This is a genomic window from Cryobacterium sp. M91 (assembly GCF_002929615.1).
GTDB classification, from domain to species: domain Bacteria; phylum Actinomycetota; class Actinomycetes; order Actinomycetales; family Microbacteriaceae; genus Cryobacterium; species Cryobacterium levicorallinum.
The window spans coordinates 16211-32790 of record NZ_PJJT01000066.1; the positions used below are offsets into that span (position 1 = coordinate 16211).

The following is a 16580-nucleotide window of genomic DNA, read 5'->3' on the forward strand; positions in this document are numbered from 1 at the left end:
GTGGCATTCAGGGATCCGCTTTCGGGTGACCCTCACCGCATCCGCGGTGGTGGCACTCACGCTGTTGGCCAGTGGCATCACTCTTGTCCTGCTTCTGCAGCAATCCCTGATCGCCAGCCTCGATACCGTCGCCACCGACCGGGCACAGGCGGTTGCGTCGCTTGCGGGCGCAGGGGAGCTGGGCCCTACCGTGACGAACACAGGTTCCGAAAACTCGTTGGTTCAGGTCGTTGACTCCTCAAATATGGTTATTGCGGCGACCAGCAATATTGACGGCCAAGAGCCAATTCTGACACCCCCGCCGTCCGTGGGAGTGATCACAGTGCTCAGCGTGGACCGGTTGCCGGCGGGCGACGGTCCCTTTCGGGTGGTTGCCACGCCGGTGCGGCTGCCGGCCGGGAACGGATGGGTCTATGTGGCCACCTCGACTATCCAAGTCGATGCGGCGGTGGGGAACCTGGCTGCCTTCTTCGGGGTGGGACTTCCCCTTGTCCTCATCATCGTTACCTGGGCGCTGTGGCATGCGGTGGGTCAAGTCATTCGTCCGGTTGATGCCATCCGCCGGAGGGCTTCGGTGATCGGTGGGGAAGACCTGTCACAGCGCGTACCTGTGCCCAACAGCTCCGATGAGATCGCAAGTCTCGCAGTAACGATGAACGAAATGCTTGAACGACTCGAGGCGGCCGCGCTTCGGCAGCGTCAATTTGTGGGCGACGCTTCCCATGAACTTCGCAGTCCATTGGCCGCGCTGCAAGTACAGGTGGAGGTGGCGCTGGCGCACCCCGAGGACCCGCGTTCACACCTCGTTCTGGAGGACGTACAAGGCCAGGTTGTCCGGATGTCTGCGTTGATCGACGATCTGCTCTTTCTTGCGCGCAGCGCGGAGGGAGCGCCGCGGGGTCCTACGAGTCTTGTCGATCTTGACGATTTAGTCTTGTCGGAACTGCATCGCCTGCGCGAGTTAGGCGGGCACACCATTGAACTTGACGGAGTTCGCGCGGCACGGGTAGAAGGCTCTGAGCGCGATTTGGCCCGGCTGCTACGCAACCTCGGAGACAATGCCCGTGAGCATGCCCGCTCGCTCGTCTCGATTCGGCTGACAACTACCGAAAATACGGCCGAATTCTCCGTCACGGATGACGGCGACGGTATCCGAGTCGAGGACCGGGACAGAGTGTTTGAGCGCTTCACCCGCCTGGATGACGCTCGCAGTCGCACTGCTCGCGGCGGTGGCGCTGGGGTGGGATTGTCCATTGTGACGCAGATCGTGCGGGACCATCACGGCACGATCACCGTTGAAGACCGGTCGGACGGTCAGGCTGGCGTTGTCTTCGTCGTGCGCCTTCCTCTTGCACCCCGTGGAGTGACCCGCCTGGAAAAAGAGACGGCGGGAGAGGTCGCAGACCCGCCGGTGTCGTAGCGTGGTGACCGTGTTGAATTGGCTTCTCACCATGCAGATAGACACAGACACGTTCCTGATTCCGATTGACATCCTTGCCATGGTGCTCATGGTCTACCTGCTGGTAAGGATCCCCATGCGATCCTGGATACCACGCGCCGCGGCGGCTTTGGTGCTCGGGGCGCTGCTCGGCTTGATGGTCACCTGGCTCGTCAGCGACGTGTGGAATGTTTTCGGTCTGCCGCTGACACTGGTCACGCGACTGTGGTTTTCCGGAGCGATTGCCGCCTTGTCACTGGTCATTGTGAACCTGTGAGGAACCAATTGGTGGCGAAAGACGATCGCGCTCGTTTCCATCCCCGTAATCCTGATCAGTACCGCTGCGGCGATCAATGTCGACTTCGGCGCATATCGCAATCTCCAGGATGCCCTGGGTATCACACCCTACGGACCAATGGACGTGTCGCGCTTGTCGGGCCGGCCGGCGCACTGGATCCCCGCACAGTCGGGCGCACGTGGCACGCTCCCCCCGGCATGCCCACCCGCGGTACGGTCGGAACGGTCACAATCCCGGGGACAACCTCCGGTTTCGCCGCGCGTGCGGCCCTGGTCTACCTGCCGCCTGCCGCTCTCGCCCCGAACCCACCCGTGCTTCCTGTCCTTGTGATGTTCGCAGGTCAGCCAGGCATGCCAGCGGCCGTGTTCACCGCTGGACACCTCGCCTCCACCATGGACGCGTACGCAGCCAGCCACAATGGCCTCGCGCCAATCGTAGTCGCCCCCGATCAGCTTGGCCGCGCCAATCAGAATCCCATGTGCGTCGATTCACCGCTGGGCAATTCGGAAACGTACCTCACCCGGGATGTACCACAGTGGATTCGGTCTCATCTTCGGGTCAGTGACGACCCTCGGTATTGGGCGGTCGGCGGATTTTCACAGGGCGGAACGTGCTCGATCCAGTCCGGGGCGGGCCATCCGGAGGTCTTCCGGTCAATCCTCGACGTCGCCGGGGAGGCGGAACCCACGATCAGGTCAACCACGGTAGCGAGAGCCTTCGGCGGCTCGACCGCGGCCTACGACGCGGTGAAGCCCATCAACGTGTGGGCTGCTCGGGCTCCGTACGCGGACACCGTCGCGATTTTCGGGGTGGGCGCACTCGACGCCGAGTTTCAAAAAGAATCAGTGTCTCGTCCGGGCTGCCGCCGACCGATCTGGCATGGTAACTAAGCTCATCGAGGCTCCGAACTCGGCACACGACTGGACCATTGTGCGGTTCGTGATCGCGAAGGCGCTGCCCGAACTCGGCACACGACTGGACCATTGTGCGGTTCGTGATCGCGAAGGCGCTGCCCGGACTCGACGCGCGGCTCGGGTTGGGATAATGGACGACACCTCCCACCTCCGGACCCGGCCGTTCTTGTTGCGCAAGACCGCAGCTATGCTCGTGCGACGCGCGCGGTCCACCCTGGTTGCGGCGAGCATTATGTTCCTCACTCTCGTCGCCGGCCTTCTATGGATGCCGATCTTCGGATCCGCCGGGGCGCTTTTGGGTGGGGTGGGCACCGGCGATGAGCCTCTGGTGCAGGACGGTCACTGGTGGAGCCCGATCACCGCCGTGTTCTTCACGAACAACACGGTCGAACTCGTCATCGTTCTCCTGATCGGCGCCGTGCTGCTGACCATCTCCGAGGAGTTGATGGGGTCGTGGCGAACTTTGGTCGCCTTCGTCGTTACCGCATGCCTCGGCACTCTCGGCGGTGTGGGCCTGCAGGTCCTCGGCAGCGGCCGCGGGGAACTCTGGTCTCGCGCCGTCGTCGAGCTTGTGGTTCTGGATCCGTTGATGGCGATCGGCGGGACCGTCATGGTGGCCAGCGGCTTCGCCAGCGTGCTCTGGCGTCGACGGATCAGATTGTTGACGATGCTGGTCGCGCTGGTCTTTCTGCTGTACTCCGGTCAACCATCCGATCTGTACCGACTTCTCGCGGTGATACTTGACCCGGTGCTGGGTGTAGCCCTGATGCGGGAGAAACGCATACTGGGATTGAGATGGGTGCGAAGCTCACACCACGAGGTTCGCGTGCTGATGGCCTCGACGGTGGTGGTCGCCGCGGTCGGACCGATGATCGCACTGCTGTCCTCTACCCGCTTCGGCCCGCTGGCACCGATTGCCCTGCTGCTCGGCAACGATGTTCCGGACCTCGGCAAGGGACTCGATCGCTGTCAAGCGCTCAACATCACCCGGCAATGCCTGCAGGAGTTGACGCTTGAACGAATAAACAGTCCCGGTGCGGTTCTCATTTCGATCGTCCCCCTGGCCGCCCTGCTCATCGCGGCCTTCGGTCTAGTCAAGGGTCGGCGGTTCGCCGTGTATTTCGCGGCGGCCGTGAGCGGGTTGCTTGGTTCGCTGACGGTGATCTATTTCGGATTTCTTCCCGTCTCGGGTCTGCCCTACGTGATCAAGCTCCCCGGCAGCAACTATTGGGAGGCTACGCTCGCGCTCTCCGTGTCGATGGTGCTGCCATTCGCAATCGGCATCGGTCTGCTGCTCTTACGACAACACTTTCCCGTAATCGCATCCACACGCACTATTGCGCGCTATCTGATCATTGTCTTCACGGCCGCCATCGGGCTGGCGACCGTATACGTCACGGTGGGATGGCTCTTCAGAGACACAGTGTTCAATCGCGTCGTCACCTTCGGTGAGCTGCTCAGCGATGTTCCGGAACGCTTCATTCCCGTCGCTTTCCTGAGACAGGAAACCATATCCTTCCTGCCATCTGGCTGGCTCGGCCAGATGATCTACGACGGTGTCGGGCTGCTCTTCTGGGGTGTCGTCGTGATCGCGGCGATCAGGCCGATCCTCGACAGCCAGGCACGTGAAGATCCCGGGGCAGCGGAACGCGTGCGAACTCTCCTTTTGACCGGAGGCGATTCCCTCTCCTTCATGGCCACCTGGCCGGGCAATTCCTACTGGTTCGCCACGGACGGCGTTCAAGCCGTTGCCTACCGTGTGGTGAACGGCGTCGCCCTGACCATCGGCGGTCCATTCGGCCTGTCGGGCAGGCAGGACCTCGCAATCGAGGGGTTTGCGCGTTACTGCGATGACAATGGGTGGGTTCCGGTGCTGTACAGCGTCGACGGTTCCCTGGAGAAGACCTTTACGTCGATGGGCTGGCAGACGCTGGTCGTGGCAGAAGAGACCGTGATCCGTCCGTCCGGGTGGGTGACAACGGGCAAGAAATGGCAGGACGTACGCAGCTCCATCAATCGTGCGGAACGGGCCGGAGTGAGTGCGCTCTGGACGAGTTATTCCACGCTGTCGCTGAGTCTGGCCAATCAAATCTCGGTCATCTCCGAGCAATGGGTGGCCGATAAGGATCTACCCGAGATGGGTTTCACGCTCGGGGGGCTCGACGAATTGCGGGACCCGGCAGTGCGGCTGATGATCGCGGTCGATGAAAGCGGTCGCATCGAAGCAAAGGTCTTCTCCAGGGAACCGTTGGCGCATACCGCATCCGCTCCGAGCAAGGAGGCTTCCGGGATGGATCGACTTCTCGGATATTTCAGCACATCCCTGGAGCCGGTCTACGGCTTCCGATCACTCCTGAATTTCAAGCGCAAGTTCCAACCGGAGCTGCGCCCGATGCTCCTGGCCTATCCAGACCGGACCGTGTTACCTCTCATCGGTATAGCGCTCGCGCGGGCCTACCTTCCCACCCTCTCCGTTCGGCGGGCCACCACCCTCCTGCGTGGCAAGGATTGAACGCGTCCCACCGACATCCACCGACGTGCCGTCCGCGGCCGATCGGCGGTGTGGACCACCCGGACGCTACCGCCTGGCGAACTTGACGGCGATCCGTGCCGCGCCCCTGGCGGCCTTCTCGCTGAGCTGGGCCGCGTTCCTAGCCATGACCTGCGAGGTATATCTGGCCAGACGGTGGGAAGGCCGCTCGAGCGCCAGATGGAATCCCCAGGCGATGAGCAGGGCGAGGGGGATTGTGATCAGCGCTACCAGCCACCACTTGTCGTCACCGAGCAGGAAGCCGAGGCTGGCCAGGATGGGGACGTGGACGAGATAGAGGCTGAACGACACTCGTCCGAGCCACTGGCTGGGGCGGGATTCCAAAGCCCGGCGCAGGAACGGCACACCGACAGCGGCCAGGACGAGGCCGGCTGCACCGAACACGGCCAGCTGGGTGAAAACTCGGCCGGGAAGCGTTCCCGGCGCGGCGATCGGCTGGGCCAGCCAGCCAGCCACGAGCAGGAGAAGCGAGCCGACAATGAGGACGATTCCCCACAGGCGCGCGTGCGGGCGTCGAAGGCGTCTTCGTGTCCACTCCCGGATGGCGTCCAGGCGTACCGCCATGAGGGTTCCGACGAAGAACACCGGGAGGTAGCGGAGGGCATCGATGTTGGTGAGTAGTCCCAGGAGGCTGAGTGCAAATGCGGCGCACAATGCGAGCAGCCAGCGACGCCGGGCTAAGAACGCGACCGCCGCGAACAGCGGCAGGAGCACTGAGAACGCGAGTTCCCACCGCAAAGACCAGAGCACATTGTTCACGCCATACGATGCGGCCGTGAGGCTCATCTGATTGAGCAGCGATGCCGGCGTGGTCGACACTGCGTTCGAGGTGGCAATCCATGCTCCCGGCGTCACCGCTCCGAGGTCGCGCGGCAGGAGCCAGATGAGAGCGGTACCGATCGCCAAGGAGGCCCACGCCGGCAGATAAATGCGCGCGATCCGACCGCTAAGGAACCCCGCCCAAGAGAACCGAGACTTGCGCAGCACGGGCAGGGCAACCACGAGCCCGCTGAGCACGAAGAAAACCAGGACAGCCTCTGACCCGGCGGTGAGGATCTTCAAGGGAGTTTGGGAAACCCACCAGTAGACGCTTCCCGGTTGTGATCCGCCGGCGGCCACGAAGGAGGGCACCGCCACCAGATACAGGTGATGGAACATGACGACAAGAGCCGCGACGCCCCGCAAACCGTCCAGGGAAGTCAGTCGGCGTGTCGGAACGGGCGCCGACGACGACGCTCGTGCGGCTGTCGTCTGCAATGTCACTTGCCGGAGGCTATCGCCTCTTGCTGGGTGTTCCGCGCAGAGACCGGCCGAAAGTCCTAAAATCCCGGGCCGAGATCGGCTAACGGGTGAACTCGTAGATCACGCTGCGGTGGGTAGTGAACTCGGCCGACTTCACGAAACCACGGCTCTCCAAGGCCCCGATGCCGTAGGTGCCGGTGCTCGTGGCACTCGCGTACTCAACTAGCCACAGCCGGCGCACCCCGTTCAGGCGGCCGCGCGCTGCCGCCTCGTCCAGGCTGTAGGTGCGGTCGTACCAGGTTGAATTCTGCCAGTAGGGGGTGCGCAGGGTCACGTCGAGGAGCCCATCGAAGCCTGCCGGGTAGGTATGGAGCGCCAATCGGGGGCGCCGGGACGGTCGAACTCCTTCGTCGAAGGCTACCGAATCGCCGACCACCGCGTGCTCGCGCAGCACAACACTAATATCGGCCCAATCGCTCTGGTTCTTCGCGTACGGTTCACGTTGGGAGACATAGATCGGCACAGAGGCCAGAACGACCACGAGAGTGCCGGCGGCGAGGAACCACCTTCTCCTGCCGCCGAGCCAGGCCAAGCCGGACGCCATCAAAAGCGCGGCAGCGGGAGCGCTGTCGGAGGCGTAACGGGCCGTGAAACCTGACCAAAAAATCTCACCGGCCATCAGCGCAAGGGTGGGGACGAGGAGCCAGGATGCGGCCACGAACTCTAGGCTGGGAAGGACAAGGCGGGTGGCGTCTGGCTGCGGAGTGCGCACTGTCCGAGTCCACCGGGGGCGCGTGCCGAGCGCGATCGCCACCAGGATGAGACTCCACGCCAGGACGGCGAACCACCAGGTGCCGAACCACAAGGTGACCAGGATCGTGCTGAACGTGACCTGGCTGTCGCCCATGCCGAGGTAAGCGATCTGGCGTCGTTCCCGGATCGCCCAATAGATGACCGGGGCGGCGGCCGCGATCGCGATAGTGCTCACCCAGAACCACCGCCCGATGAGAAGCCGACCCCGTCGCGTGCGGAGCAGGATGACCGCGTGGACCAGGGCGAACAGGGCGAAGTAGAGGAAGACGTAGATCCCGAGCGTGAAAAGGAGGCCATACCCGATCCAGAGGCGGCGCGGTGGACTCTCGCGACGTATCAGTTCGACCAGGAGCAGGGTGAGCCAGGCGGCGATGGCGGCGCTGAAAGCGAACGGCCTCGCTTCCTCGCCCATGTAGGTGACGCGCGGGAGAAGACAAGCGATCACGCCGGCGACCACAGCGATCCGGGTTGTGCTCAGTCGTGCCGCGAGGAACACTAGGCCCGCCACCGCCAATCCCACGGCTACGGCGCTGGGGAATCGGACCGAGAACGGTGAGGCGCCGAAAAACGAAATCCACGCGTGCAGGCCCAGATAGTAGGCGCCGTGGACGGCGTCGACGTTGCCGAGCATGGCAAACAAGCTCGGCAACGGGCGGGTCGCAGACATGACGCTGGCAGCCTCATCGCCCCACAAGGACGGGATCCATGAACCCAACAGGGAGATCAGAGTGCCCGCGGCGCCCAAACCCGCGGCGATCATGGCCAGGCGCGTCGGATGCCGGACTCGGGCGAAGACCACAGGACTCGTTTCGGGGAAGGATAGCGATTCCGGTCGGTCTCGGAGGAATACGCGGCGGATACCCGCCAAATCAGGAGGGCATTGATCGTGTCCAACGGTTTGGCTAGGCTGAGCGCGCCCGGCACCGTCTCTTTTCGGAATCCAACACTGGTCTGACTCGCATATCAAGGTTAGGTCCTATCATTTTCGACGCAGACAACCGGGGCCAGTGGATGCTGCGCTGTCACAACGTACACCACTCCGAATCCGGAATGATGACAACCGTCGCCTACGAAAAAAGCACCACATGGCGGTTAGTCCTTCGTGCCGTCTTCGACGGCGATGCCGTTGATGTCATCACTCGTGTCTTCGACACCGGACTCCGTGCCGGACTCGGTGCCGGTGTCGTCAGCGCTCTCGCCGTCATTGGTGCCGTCTTCGACTTCGTCCTGCACGTTGTCGGTGTCGGCCGACGTCGCGCCGGGTTCGACCGTTGAGGATGACGAGGACGGGGTGGCGGGCGTGGCTTGGGCTCCAGCGGTGAGGGTGATGCCGCCGACAAGAGCCAAAGCCAGAGCAACTGTTGCGCCAGTGGTGATTTTCATCTTCTTCTGCATGGTGTTTGCCTTTCGAGAGGGGGCTCCGCAACTGCGGTGCCATACTTCCAAGCTAGAGAGGTGCACGTGAGATGAACGTGAGAGCTAGTTCGAAGGTGCCGGACTACGGGCGGAGTGGCAGGTTGACGGTGACGGTCGTGCCGACGCCGGACTTTGAGGTGAGCGTGATGCGGCCGTCGTGTGCCTGAATGATCTGCTGCACCAAGCTGAGACCGAGCCCGTGTCCGGGATGTGATCTGGCCTGATCGGATCGCCAGAACCGGTCGAAGGCGTGCTGCAGGTCGTCGTCGTCCATGCCAATGCCGGTGTTACGCACGGTGATGCTGCAGATGCCGTTCTGGGTGTCGGTGCCCACGGTGACGGTGCCCGGCGTCGGAGTGAACTTCAGCGCGTTGTCGATGATATTGGCGATGGCTCGAGCGAGCAACGCCGGGGAGCCCAGAACGACCGTGGCCCGCCCTAGGTGAATGTCCAGCCGGGCGGCTTCCTCTGGGTTGCTGGCGCGCGCGTCGATGTCGAGCCGGATGAGCTCGTTCAGGTCGACGAGTTTGTAGGTTCTTTTCAGCTCGGTTCCGGCGCCACGAGACAGGAGTAGAAGGTCGTTGGTGAGTCGGGTGAGCCCATCGACGGCTTCGAGCGCGGTCTGCATCGCCCGCTCGTACTCGGCGGGGGTGCGGGTGGTAAGCAGGGCGAGTTCGAGTTCGCCCTGAATGATGCTCAGCGGGCTGCGCATCTCGTGGGAGGCACCGTCAACGAAGCGTTGCTGCAGGTCGTAGCTCTTCTGCAACGGCGCGAGGGCGGCGCGGGCCATGAGATAGCTGGAGATGGGGATCAGCACCAGAAGCACGGCGTAGAGCACGACTAGCCCCGTACGGAGATTAGCAAAGCCCTGTTCCGCCGCATTGAGGGCCCCCGCACCGCCAGCTTCGGCCGCGTCGAAGTCGAACGTTCCCGTAACGAAGATGTAGATGCCAACCGCAAAGGCGGCGAATAGCACCAACTGCACGGCCGTGTAGGTCACGGTGAGTCGTACCAGCGCGCGGCGGAACATCAACGATCTGCGTTGATGAGGTATCCGGCACCGCGCCGAGTTTCGATGATGTCGGTCTCGCCCGGGAGGGAGAGTTTTTTGCCGCAGGTAACGGATGTAGGTTTGCACGATGTTGCTGAACCCCTCATAGTTGCTGTCCCACGCATGATCGATCAGCTCGGTGGCGCTGATAATGGTGCCCGCATTGCGCATCAAGTATTCCAGCACGGCGAATTTCTTCGCCGTCAACTCGATGGTGCGTCCCGCACGCCGCGCGGTGCGAGTTGCCGGATCGAGGAGCACTCCCTGCGCCTCGAGCATAGGTGAGTGCGCGCGCGGAGAACGTCGAAGAAGCGCGCACACGGGCCAGCAACTCGACCAGGTGGAACGGTTTGACGATGTAGTCATCGGCGCCGGCGTCGAGGCCCTCCACCTTGGTGCGCATCGAATCCAGTGCGGTGAGCATCAGCACCGGCACCGGCACGTCGTTATTGATCACACGGATGCGTCGGCACACATCCATCCCTCCACCCGGCAGTCCCGGCAGCATCAGATCCAGAACGACCAGGTCGTAAGTTTCAACCTCAAAGGCTTGCACGCCGTCGGGCGCGGTGTGGGCGACGTCGACGGCGTAACCGGATTCGGTAAGGGTGCGACGGATGACGTCCGCGATGCGGACGTCATCTTCGACCACAAGTAGCTTCACACTGCAACCTGTGCGGGGCGGCCGCACGTGTGTTTAGTCGGCCTGTTCACCGGTTCCTGCTCCCTTGGTTGCGGTGCCGTTGGCGATCTGCACGCCGTCGGCACTGACCTGGAGAGTGAAATCGACCTGGTTGGTGGAACTGCGGTACAGGCTAAATGTGTTTTCGGGGAAATGGCCGCCACCGGTTTCGTTGTCGAACGAGATTGTCGTTTCGGCATTCGGTGCGAGGGTGAGTCCGTCCAAGGGAAGGTAGTACGCCTCGCTGGCTCCGGTGGTGGTGTCTTTCATCACATAGTAGGTCTCCAGGTTGGTCAGTGGGTTGCCTGTCGTGTTTCCAATCGTGATCTGGAGCCGATCGGTGATCGCTGTGCCAGCACTATCGACGTTGTCCTCGGCGGCGGCAGACACGATCGTCATTCCGGGCATAGTGCTCGTGTTGGTAATCGGATTTGTCGTCACGGGCAAGACGGCGCCCGTTGCCGCGGCGGAGGAGGCGATATTCGCCGCGGGGGAGACTGGCGCGTTCATCTGGGACATGGCGATTCCGCCAGCGGCGACGAGGGCCACGAGAGCGACGGGGATGAGGATTTTCCACTTCATGATTGCTTCCTTTGCAATGTGCGCCTCGTCGTTGCGAGGGCGGCGACGACCACGGCGGCAAGGGTTGCCGCGGTAAGGGTGATGGCATAGGGCAGCATTGCCGCCCACACCAGGCTGAGGGGTTGCTGGTTGTACTGGTCTTTGATGCCAAGAAAAGCGAAGGTGAGGCGTTCAAAGTGCTTGGTCACCGACGACACTTCGAGGCCGTTGCGGATGCCGTCGAACGCAGAGAACTGGGCCAAGACGGCCAGTTCGTCGGGTTTTTGAATCTGCAGGGTGGCGAACAGACCGCCGGGTACCTGGTTGTCCGGGTCCATGGTGTCGCCAATCTGGGGGACGATCAGCACGAACGCGAGCCAGATCACCAGCGCCACGATCAGGCCCGTGCTCAACCGGGTGGACAGCGCCGTGAGGCCCACGGCCAGGGCGGTCCAGAACACCAGATAGAGCCAAGCGAAGCCACCAGTAATAAGGAGACGTGCCACGTCGATACCCTGGATCGGGGCATGACCAATTGTGACCACAGCGACCAGTGATACCGCGGTCAGGGCGACGACAACACCGAGCCACACGATCGATAGGCCGAGGACTTTACCGCCGGCAAAGGCAAACCGATCGACCGGACGGCTCAGAAACAGCTGCAGAGTGCCTCGGTGTTTCTCTTTGGCGATGGTCCCGTACCCGAGCACGATGGCGAACAGGGCGCCGAGAATTTCAAGGTACTCGATCCCGCCACGGAGCAACTTCAAGGGGAAGAGCTGCGGCGCGGCAGCCACCACCGTGCTTCCACTTTGCACGAGGTTGGCGACATAGAGGTTGTAGGCGTCCAGTTGGTTGCGAAAGTCGGCCGAAGCCACGGCAACGGCAACGGACATGAGCGTGGCAGCTGCCAGGAACGCGATCAGGATTGCGAACAGGCGATCCCGCCGAAGATCCAGATGTCATTCATTTAGACCAGTCCTTAGGGTGCGGCGCGGTGTGACGACGACGATCCAGGTCATTGCGACCAGCACGGCCAGCAGCAGCAGAATGCTGAGCCACGGGCTGCCCGTGACGCTGTCATCGCGCAGCACGATGCTCGCGGCTCGCTTAAATTGCTCGGTGATGGCAAACGGACCCGTGACCGCACTGATCAAGTCGAACGACGTACTGCCCGACGTTGCGAGAGCGGGGACGGGGTTCAACAGTGCCACGGGACGAGCAGCGGTACCGATTTGCGGGAGTACGAACGCGATCGCGCTCCAGATCACGAACGGCACGAGCAACGCCGTCATTTCTTTCCGGCTGTACAGGCCGGTGAGCATACCGAGCAGGGCGAAGATCATCATCAACGTCCAGGACAGTGCGGCGAACCCAATTAGCCGCAGTGTCGGGTCGATGCCAAGCGGCGCGGCCACGATGACACTGATGGACGCCCAACTGATAACCGTGCTGGCGGTCAGAACCGCCGCGATCACGGCGCCCAAGCCTAGGAACTGTCCGATCAGCCGCTGCACGGTGTTGATTGGCCGGCTTAGGACGAGATCGGCCGTCGCCGATTTGCGATCGCGCAGGGTGGCCTGCACGCCGAGGATGATCGCCATGAGGGCGCCGATCAGCACGACATAGATCACCGAATTGTGTGAGTAGTACAGCGAAGACACTGCGGCGAACGGGTTCGGCGCAGTGGTGAGACCGTCGATCAGGATCTTCTTGTACACCCGGGTGACGGTGGTGTTCGTGAGCCAGTCGATGAGTGAGGACAGCGACACCATTCCCAAGAACACCACCAGCAGCAGCAGCAGCGCGACCCGGGCGCGCAGGGTGCAGAGGATTTCGTGCCGCGCACTGGTGAGGATCGTATTCATGCGGCAGCCGAATCGAGCTGAAAGTAGATGTCTTCCAAGGATTCATCGGCAGGGAATGCGGCGAGAGTGTTGGACATCGAGTCGTGGTGCACCAGATGTCCATGGTTGAGGATTCCGATGCTTGTGCAGGTCTTGGTCACCTCAGATAGCAGGTGCGTGTTCATGAAGATGGTCATGCCGAATTCGTGATTCAGGCGCACAATCGTTTCCCGCAGGGTGCGCACTCCCTCCGGGTCCAGCCCTGACGTCGGCTCGTCCAGAAACAGCACGGTGGGCGCGTGCAGCACAGCTTGGGCGATGCCCACACGCTGACGCATACCTTTACTGAATGTCCCCACCCGCTGATTGTCATGCCCGGTGAAATCTAGAAAACTCAGGACATCGCGCATACGAGCGTCAGGACGGCGCAACCCCGAGAGACGGGCGAAGAACCGCAAATTCTCCAGCAACGTCAGGTTGTCGTAGAACTGCACGTTCTCCGGCAGGTAGCCGATGGCCTGGCGCACGCCCGCCGCATCTGCTTTTACGCTATGACCGTTGATAATCGCATCGCCCGACGTGGGCTCGAGCAGGGTGGTGAGCAAATTCACGGTCGTGGTCTTGCCCGCCCCATTATGGCCGAGAAGGCCGAAGACCTCTCCGTGCGCCACGTCGAGAGTGAGGTCTGCAAGGGCTTGATGCGTGCCGAAGCTACGCGTCAAGGCCGAGGTTGAAATTGCCGATGTTGTCATAAGTCCGACATTAGGGAGCCGACGATGAGACCACGATGAGAAGCCCCAAGCCCGCCGAGGAAGAAGCGGACGCGAATAGCCGGGGGAGAATGCTTTCGAGGAGCGCTGACGATTATCAGCAGGATTGCGAACGATGTCGACCAACGCACCGCGTCAACGCGGCGACAGCAGTCTGACTAAACGTCGCCGTGTCCTGCCGAGTCCGCGAATTTGGTCGCTCGCGAGATCCAATGCGTTGAGAGCAGGCTCCCGATGCAGTACCTTCGGCTTGGTCAATTTCGGCGGCCAGGTGATCGCGCGACCATATCAAAGGCGGCGGATGCATGCATCAATGCTGTCCGGCGCGAGAAGTGCTTCGATGCGCGATGGTGGCTCTGATCAGGATGGGCACGACTGACACGATGACGATGCCGATCAGCACGAGATCGATGTATTGTGCTGCGAAGTCGGCGACGCCCGGGATATGAGCCAGCACGAAGCCCAGGAGCACGACTCCGGTCGTCCACAGCACCGCACCGACAATATTGAACATCGTGAACACGTGCCGCGGCATTTTGCCGACGCCGGCCGCGACGGGCGCGAAGGTGCGTACGACGGGAACGAAGCGGGCGATCGTGACGGCTACCGGCCCGAACCGGTCAAAGAACCCCTGCGTTCGTGTGACGCTCTTCCGGCTGAACAAGCCGGAATCGCGGCGGTCGAAAATGCGCGGACCCGACGCGCGCCCGATTATGTAGCCGAGCTGGTCGCCCAGCGCGGCCGACAGAGCAATAGCGGGGACAACGACCCAGAGCGGCTGGCTGATCACACCGCTGAGGATGAGAACGCCGGTAAAGAACAGCAGAGTATCGCCGGGTAGGAAGAACCCGACGAGCAAACCGGTCTCCACGAAGACGATGGCGCAGACGACGGCGAGACCCCAGACGCCGGCACCCGCGATCACCGATTGCGGATCAAGTAATCCAGATATGGACAGTGCGGTTACGATCACAGTTTTCATGCTGCGCGGGCTTTCTATGAATTTCCTGAGGAGGGGCCGGGAATCCGCTGCTGCACGCTGGAGTTAGACGGTCGCCGTCAGCTGTGCGTCCGCGGTGTGTGCGCGGCGGGTGAGTACGATCACCAGAATGAGGATCACGGCCAGGAAGAGCATGCTGGTTCCCGTGGTTCCGAGCCCCAGCCCGCCGTCGGCGAGGGGCTGCGAGAGCAAGTCGCCGGTGGACGCGCCCAACGGGCGGGTCAGGATGTACGCGATCCAGAAGGTGAGCACGGCGTGAATACGCGCGCGTAGCCGATCAGTTGCGTCAATTCTGCTCCTGAGGTGTCTCATAACTAACGGTGTGTACCGCAAATAGAGCGGTTGGTTATGGGACGTAGTTATAAGACGCGCCGAGCCGCCAGATTCCGACGATTTTGAGGAAGCGCAGATCACGACAATGAGACGTCTTATATCCCTAGGGTTTCGAGACGGTGACATTTTGTTGCAGGTAAGGCACGCGGGACATTTTTGTCAGGCGGGGTTGACGGGCATCTCAAGAACGGTTGGCGTGGCATCGCGACTGGAGGTGAGGCACCCGATGGCCGACCGCATTACGAGCGATCAGAAATTTGATACGCCATCGTTGTGAACAGGGGACGCTCGGGATCCACGACTTCTTTGAACCCAGCTCGCCGGTAGGCCTTCACCGCAGGTTCGTTGTCCGTAACGACTGCTAGACGAATTTTGCTAACTCCGAGGCCACGAGCCTTCTCGATTACCGCCTGGGTGAGAGTGTGCCCCAGGCCTTGTCCTCGGCATCGGGGGTCGACAATCACTCTTCCTAGACGGGCTGAACCGCCTTGCACCGTTAGGTCGAAGTGTCCCCATGCGGCCTGACTTTCGTCATCATCAACCACCGAGGCGCTCAGACCTGGTCTCTTAGCGATCTCCTCGAATTGCTCTACGGTTGGCGGCCAAGTAAGGCTCGGACCGGCAAACAGGTACAACGCGGGGCGTCGGGCACCCACTCAAGAACACGCGCATAATCGCCGGCAATCGCAGAACGGGTCACAACCATGTCAAAACTTTAACATCAGTGCCCGATGAGAGACCGTCTATCAAACGGCTGCGCGGAACTCCGTGAGTGGGCGCCTGTCTCGTAATCTATCTGCCTCGAAACTCATGACTTCCGAGACGGTCTGTAGCGTCGGACTGGTGTCGCGTATGACGTACCTGAGCGCGAATTCCTTACGGGGCACCTATACGGGCACCCTGCGCCGAAACGCGCCGTCGATCCCAGTGACGACGTGGGAGTGTCCGTTCAGCGTTCCCCTTGCGGGCGCGGGTGATTTGAGTCGCATGTGGCAGCATTCTCTAATGCCTGCTACTACTCGACTCATATCCGTCAACGATGTGGAGCGCCTCGCCGGCCTTCAGCTATCCAGTCGGCTTTTCTTAGCTCCATGGGACCCAATCCGCGCGGACCCCTACTTCACGGTGGCAGGTCAGCAGGCGGAAGTTGAAAACGCGCTCGCTCGGCACGGCCGAGGCGAGGCCGTGCCACACGTGATTCTCGACGAGGATTCGCAGGTTGTAGGTCGAATCACGTTCAGTGGGATCACCTACGGAGCCTTTCAGTCCTGCAACATGGGCTACTGGGTCGCTCAAGAGAGCAACGGACGTGGCTATGCCACCAACGCAGTTCGAGCAATGACCGCGCTGGCATTCAAAGAATTGAGTCTGCACAGAATCCAGGCCGAGACGCTGATCCCCAACGCGCGCTCCCAACGAGTCCTCGAACGCGTGGGCTTCGTGCGCTACGGAACTGCACCCAAATACCTGAAAATTGCGGGCCGGTGGCAGGACCATCTCATGTATCAGCTGCTCACCGATTCCCATTGAACGGGCAACTTCGCCCACGCCGTTCCAAACCCAGTACCGCAAGACGTTCCTCTTGCGGATGCATGACAAGGCGAAGACGGGCAGAAATTGCAATAGAGTCAGCGCAGGATGAAGAGCAGGATGGCACTGACGCG

Annotated in this window: 17 protein-coding genes and 1 pseudogene; 6 read left to right on the forward strand and 12 right to left on the reverse strand. The window is 62.0% G+C overall.

What is annotated here, in order from left to right; translation table 11 throughout:
* Positions 1-25 precede the first annotated feature (25 nt).
* The 4 genes from CXY80_RS02540 to CXY80_RS02555 all read left to right on the forward strand — a co-directional run bounded on the left by CXY80_RS02540 (position 26) and on the right by CXY80_RS02555 (position 5162).
* Complete coding sequence (locus tag CXY80_RS02540) at positions 26-1420, forward strand: HAMP domain-containing sensor histidine kinase (protein ID WP_158251538.1); 1395 nt, start codon at positions 26-28, stop codon at positions 1418-1420.
* A gap of 31 nt (positions 1421-1451) precedes the next feature.
* A complete protein-coding gene (locus tag CXY80_RS02545) occupies positions 1452-1715 on the forward strand; it encodes a hypothetical protein (RefSeq protein WP_146070646.1) in 264 nt (87 codons plus the stop codon).
* A gap of 218 nt (positions 1716-1933) precedes the next feature.
* The gene (locus CXY80_RS02550) at positions 1934-2626 is read left to right on the forward strand and encodes an esterase family protein (protein WP_104131493.1); all 693 of its coding nucleotides are present in this window, start codon (positions 1934-1936) and stop codon (positions 2624-2626) included.
* A complete protein-coding gene (locus CXY80_RS02555; protein WP_233194839.1) occupies positions 2616-5162 on the forward strand; it encodes a bifunctional lysylphosphatidylglycerol flippase/synthetase MprF in 2547 nt (848 codons plus the stop codon). Before CXY80_RS02550 ends, CXY80_RS02555 begins: the two co-directional genes overlap by 11 nt.
* A gap of 66 nt (positions 5163-5228) precedes the next feature.
* Here CXY80_RS02555 and CXY80_RS02560 read toward each other — a convergent pair whose 3' ends face one another.
* Positions 5229-6464 carry an acyltransferase gene (locus tag CXY80_RS02560; RefSeq protein WP_233194841.1) on the reverse strand — a complete coding sequence of 412 codons (1236 nt, stop codon included), beginning with the start codon at positions 6462-6464 and terminating at the stop codon, positions 5229-5231.
* 79 nt (positions 6465-6543) lie between these two features.
* Positions 6544-7923, reverse strand: a complete 1380-nt coding sequence (locus tag CXY80_RS02565) for a glycosyltransferase family 39 protein (protein WP_158251539.1) — start codon at positions 7921-7923, stop codon at positions 6544-6546.
* A gap of 314 nt (positions 7924-8237) precedes the next feature.
* Here CXY80_RS02565 and CXY80_RS20650 point away from each other — a divergent pair.
* Positions 8238-8318 (forward strand): annotated as a pseudogene (locus CXY80_RS20650) (multicopper oxidase domain-containing protein); the annotation flags it as partial.
* 30 nt (positions 8319-8348) lie between these two features.
* On the opposite strand, the gene CXY80_RS19955 reads toward CXY80_RS20650, so the two are convergent.
* The 10 genes from CXY80_RS19955 to CXY80_RS20655 form a co-directional block, all read right to left on the reverse strand.
* A complete protein-coding gene (locus CXY80_RS19955; protein ID WP_233194843.1) occupies positions 8349-8651 on the reverse strand; it encodes a hypothetical protein in 303 nt (100 codons plus the stop codon).
* Between the two features lie 103 nt (positions 8652-8754).
* A complete protein-coding gene (locus tag CXY80_RS02575) occupies positions 8755-9894 on the reverse strand; it encodes an ATP-binding protein (RefSeq protein ID WP_233194860.1) in 1140 nt (379 codons plus the stop codon).
* A complete protein-coding gene (locus CXY80_RS02580) occupies positions 9827-10387 on the reverse strand; it encodes a response regulator transcription factor (protein WP_233194845.1) in 561 nt (186 codons plus the stop codon). Before CXY80_RS02580 ends, CXY80_RS02575 begins: the two co-directional genes overlap by 68 nt.
* Before the next feature lie 33 nt (positions 10388-10420).
* The gene (locus CXY80_RS02585) at positions 10421-10987 is read right to left on the reverse strand and encodes a hypothetical protein (protein WP_104131498.1); all 567 of its coding nucleotides are present in this window, start codon (positions 10985-10987) and stop codon (positions 10421-10423) included.
* Entirely contained in the window at positions 10984-11925 is a 942-nt protein-coding gene (locus CXY80_RS02590; RefSeq protein WP_104131499.1) for an ABC transporter permease, read from the reverse strand. The genes CXY80_RS02585 and CXY80_RS02590 overlap by 4 nt, the downstream gene beginning before the upstream one ends.
* A gap of 3 nt (positions 11926-11928) precedes the next feature.
* Positions 11929-12834 carry an ABC transporter permease gene (locus CXY80_RS02595; protein WP_104131500.1) on the reverse strand — a complete coding sequence of 302 codons (906 nt, stop codon included), beginning with the start codon at positions 12832-12834 and terminating at the stop codon, positions 11929-11931.
* Entirely contained in the window at positions 12831-13565 is a 735-nt protein-coding gene (locus CXY80_RS02600; RefSeq protein ID WP_104131501.1) for an ABC transporter ATP-binding protein, read from the reverse strand. The genes CXY80_RS02595 and CXY80_RS02600 overlap by 4 nt, the downstream gene beginning before the upstream one ends.
* Before the next feature lie 328 nt (positions 13566-13893).
* Entirely contained in the window at positions 13894-14556 is a 663-nt protein-coding gene (locus tag CXY80_RS02605) for a DedA family protein (protein WP_233194849.1), read from the reverse strand.
* Positions 14557-14628: 72 nt separating this feature from the next.
* A complete protein-coding gene (locus CXY80_RS19960) occupies positions 14629-14895 on the reverse strand; it encodes a hypothetical protein (RefSeq protein WP_233194851.1) in 267 nt (88 codons plus the stop codon).
* A gap of 260 nt (positions 14896-15155) precedes the next feature.
* Positions 15156-15572 carry a GNAT family N-acetyltransferase gene (locus CXY80_RS20655; protein WP_104131504.1) on the reverse strand — a complete coding sequence of 139 codons (417 nt, stop codon included), beginning with the start codon at positions 15570-15572 and terminating at the stop codon, positions 15156-15158.
* Between the two features lie 196 nt (positions 15573-15768).
* Here CXY80_RS20655 and CXY80_RS02620 point away from each other — a divergent pair, with 196 nt between their 5' ends.
* The gene (locus CXY80_RS02620; RefSeq protein WP_233194852.1) at positions 15769-16446 is read left to right on the forward strand and encodes a GNAT family N-acetyltransferase; all 678 of its coding nucleotides are present in this window, start codon (positions 15769-15771) and stop codon (positions 16444-16446) included.
* Positions 16447-16580 lie beyond the last annotated feature (134 nt).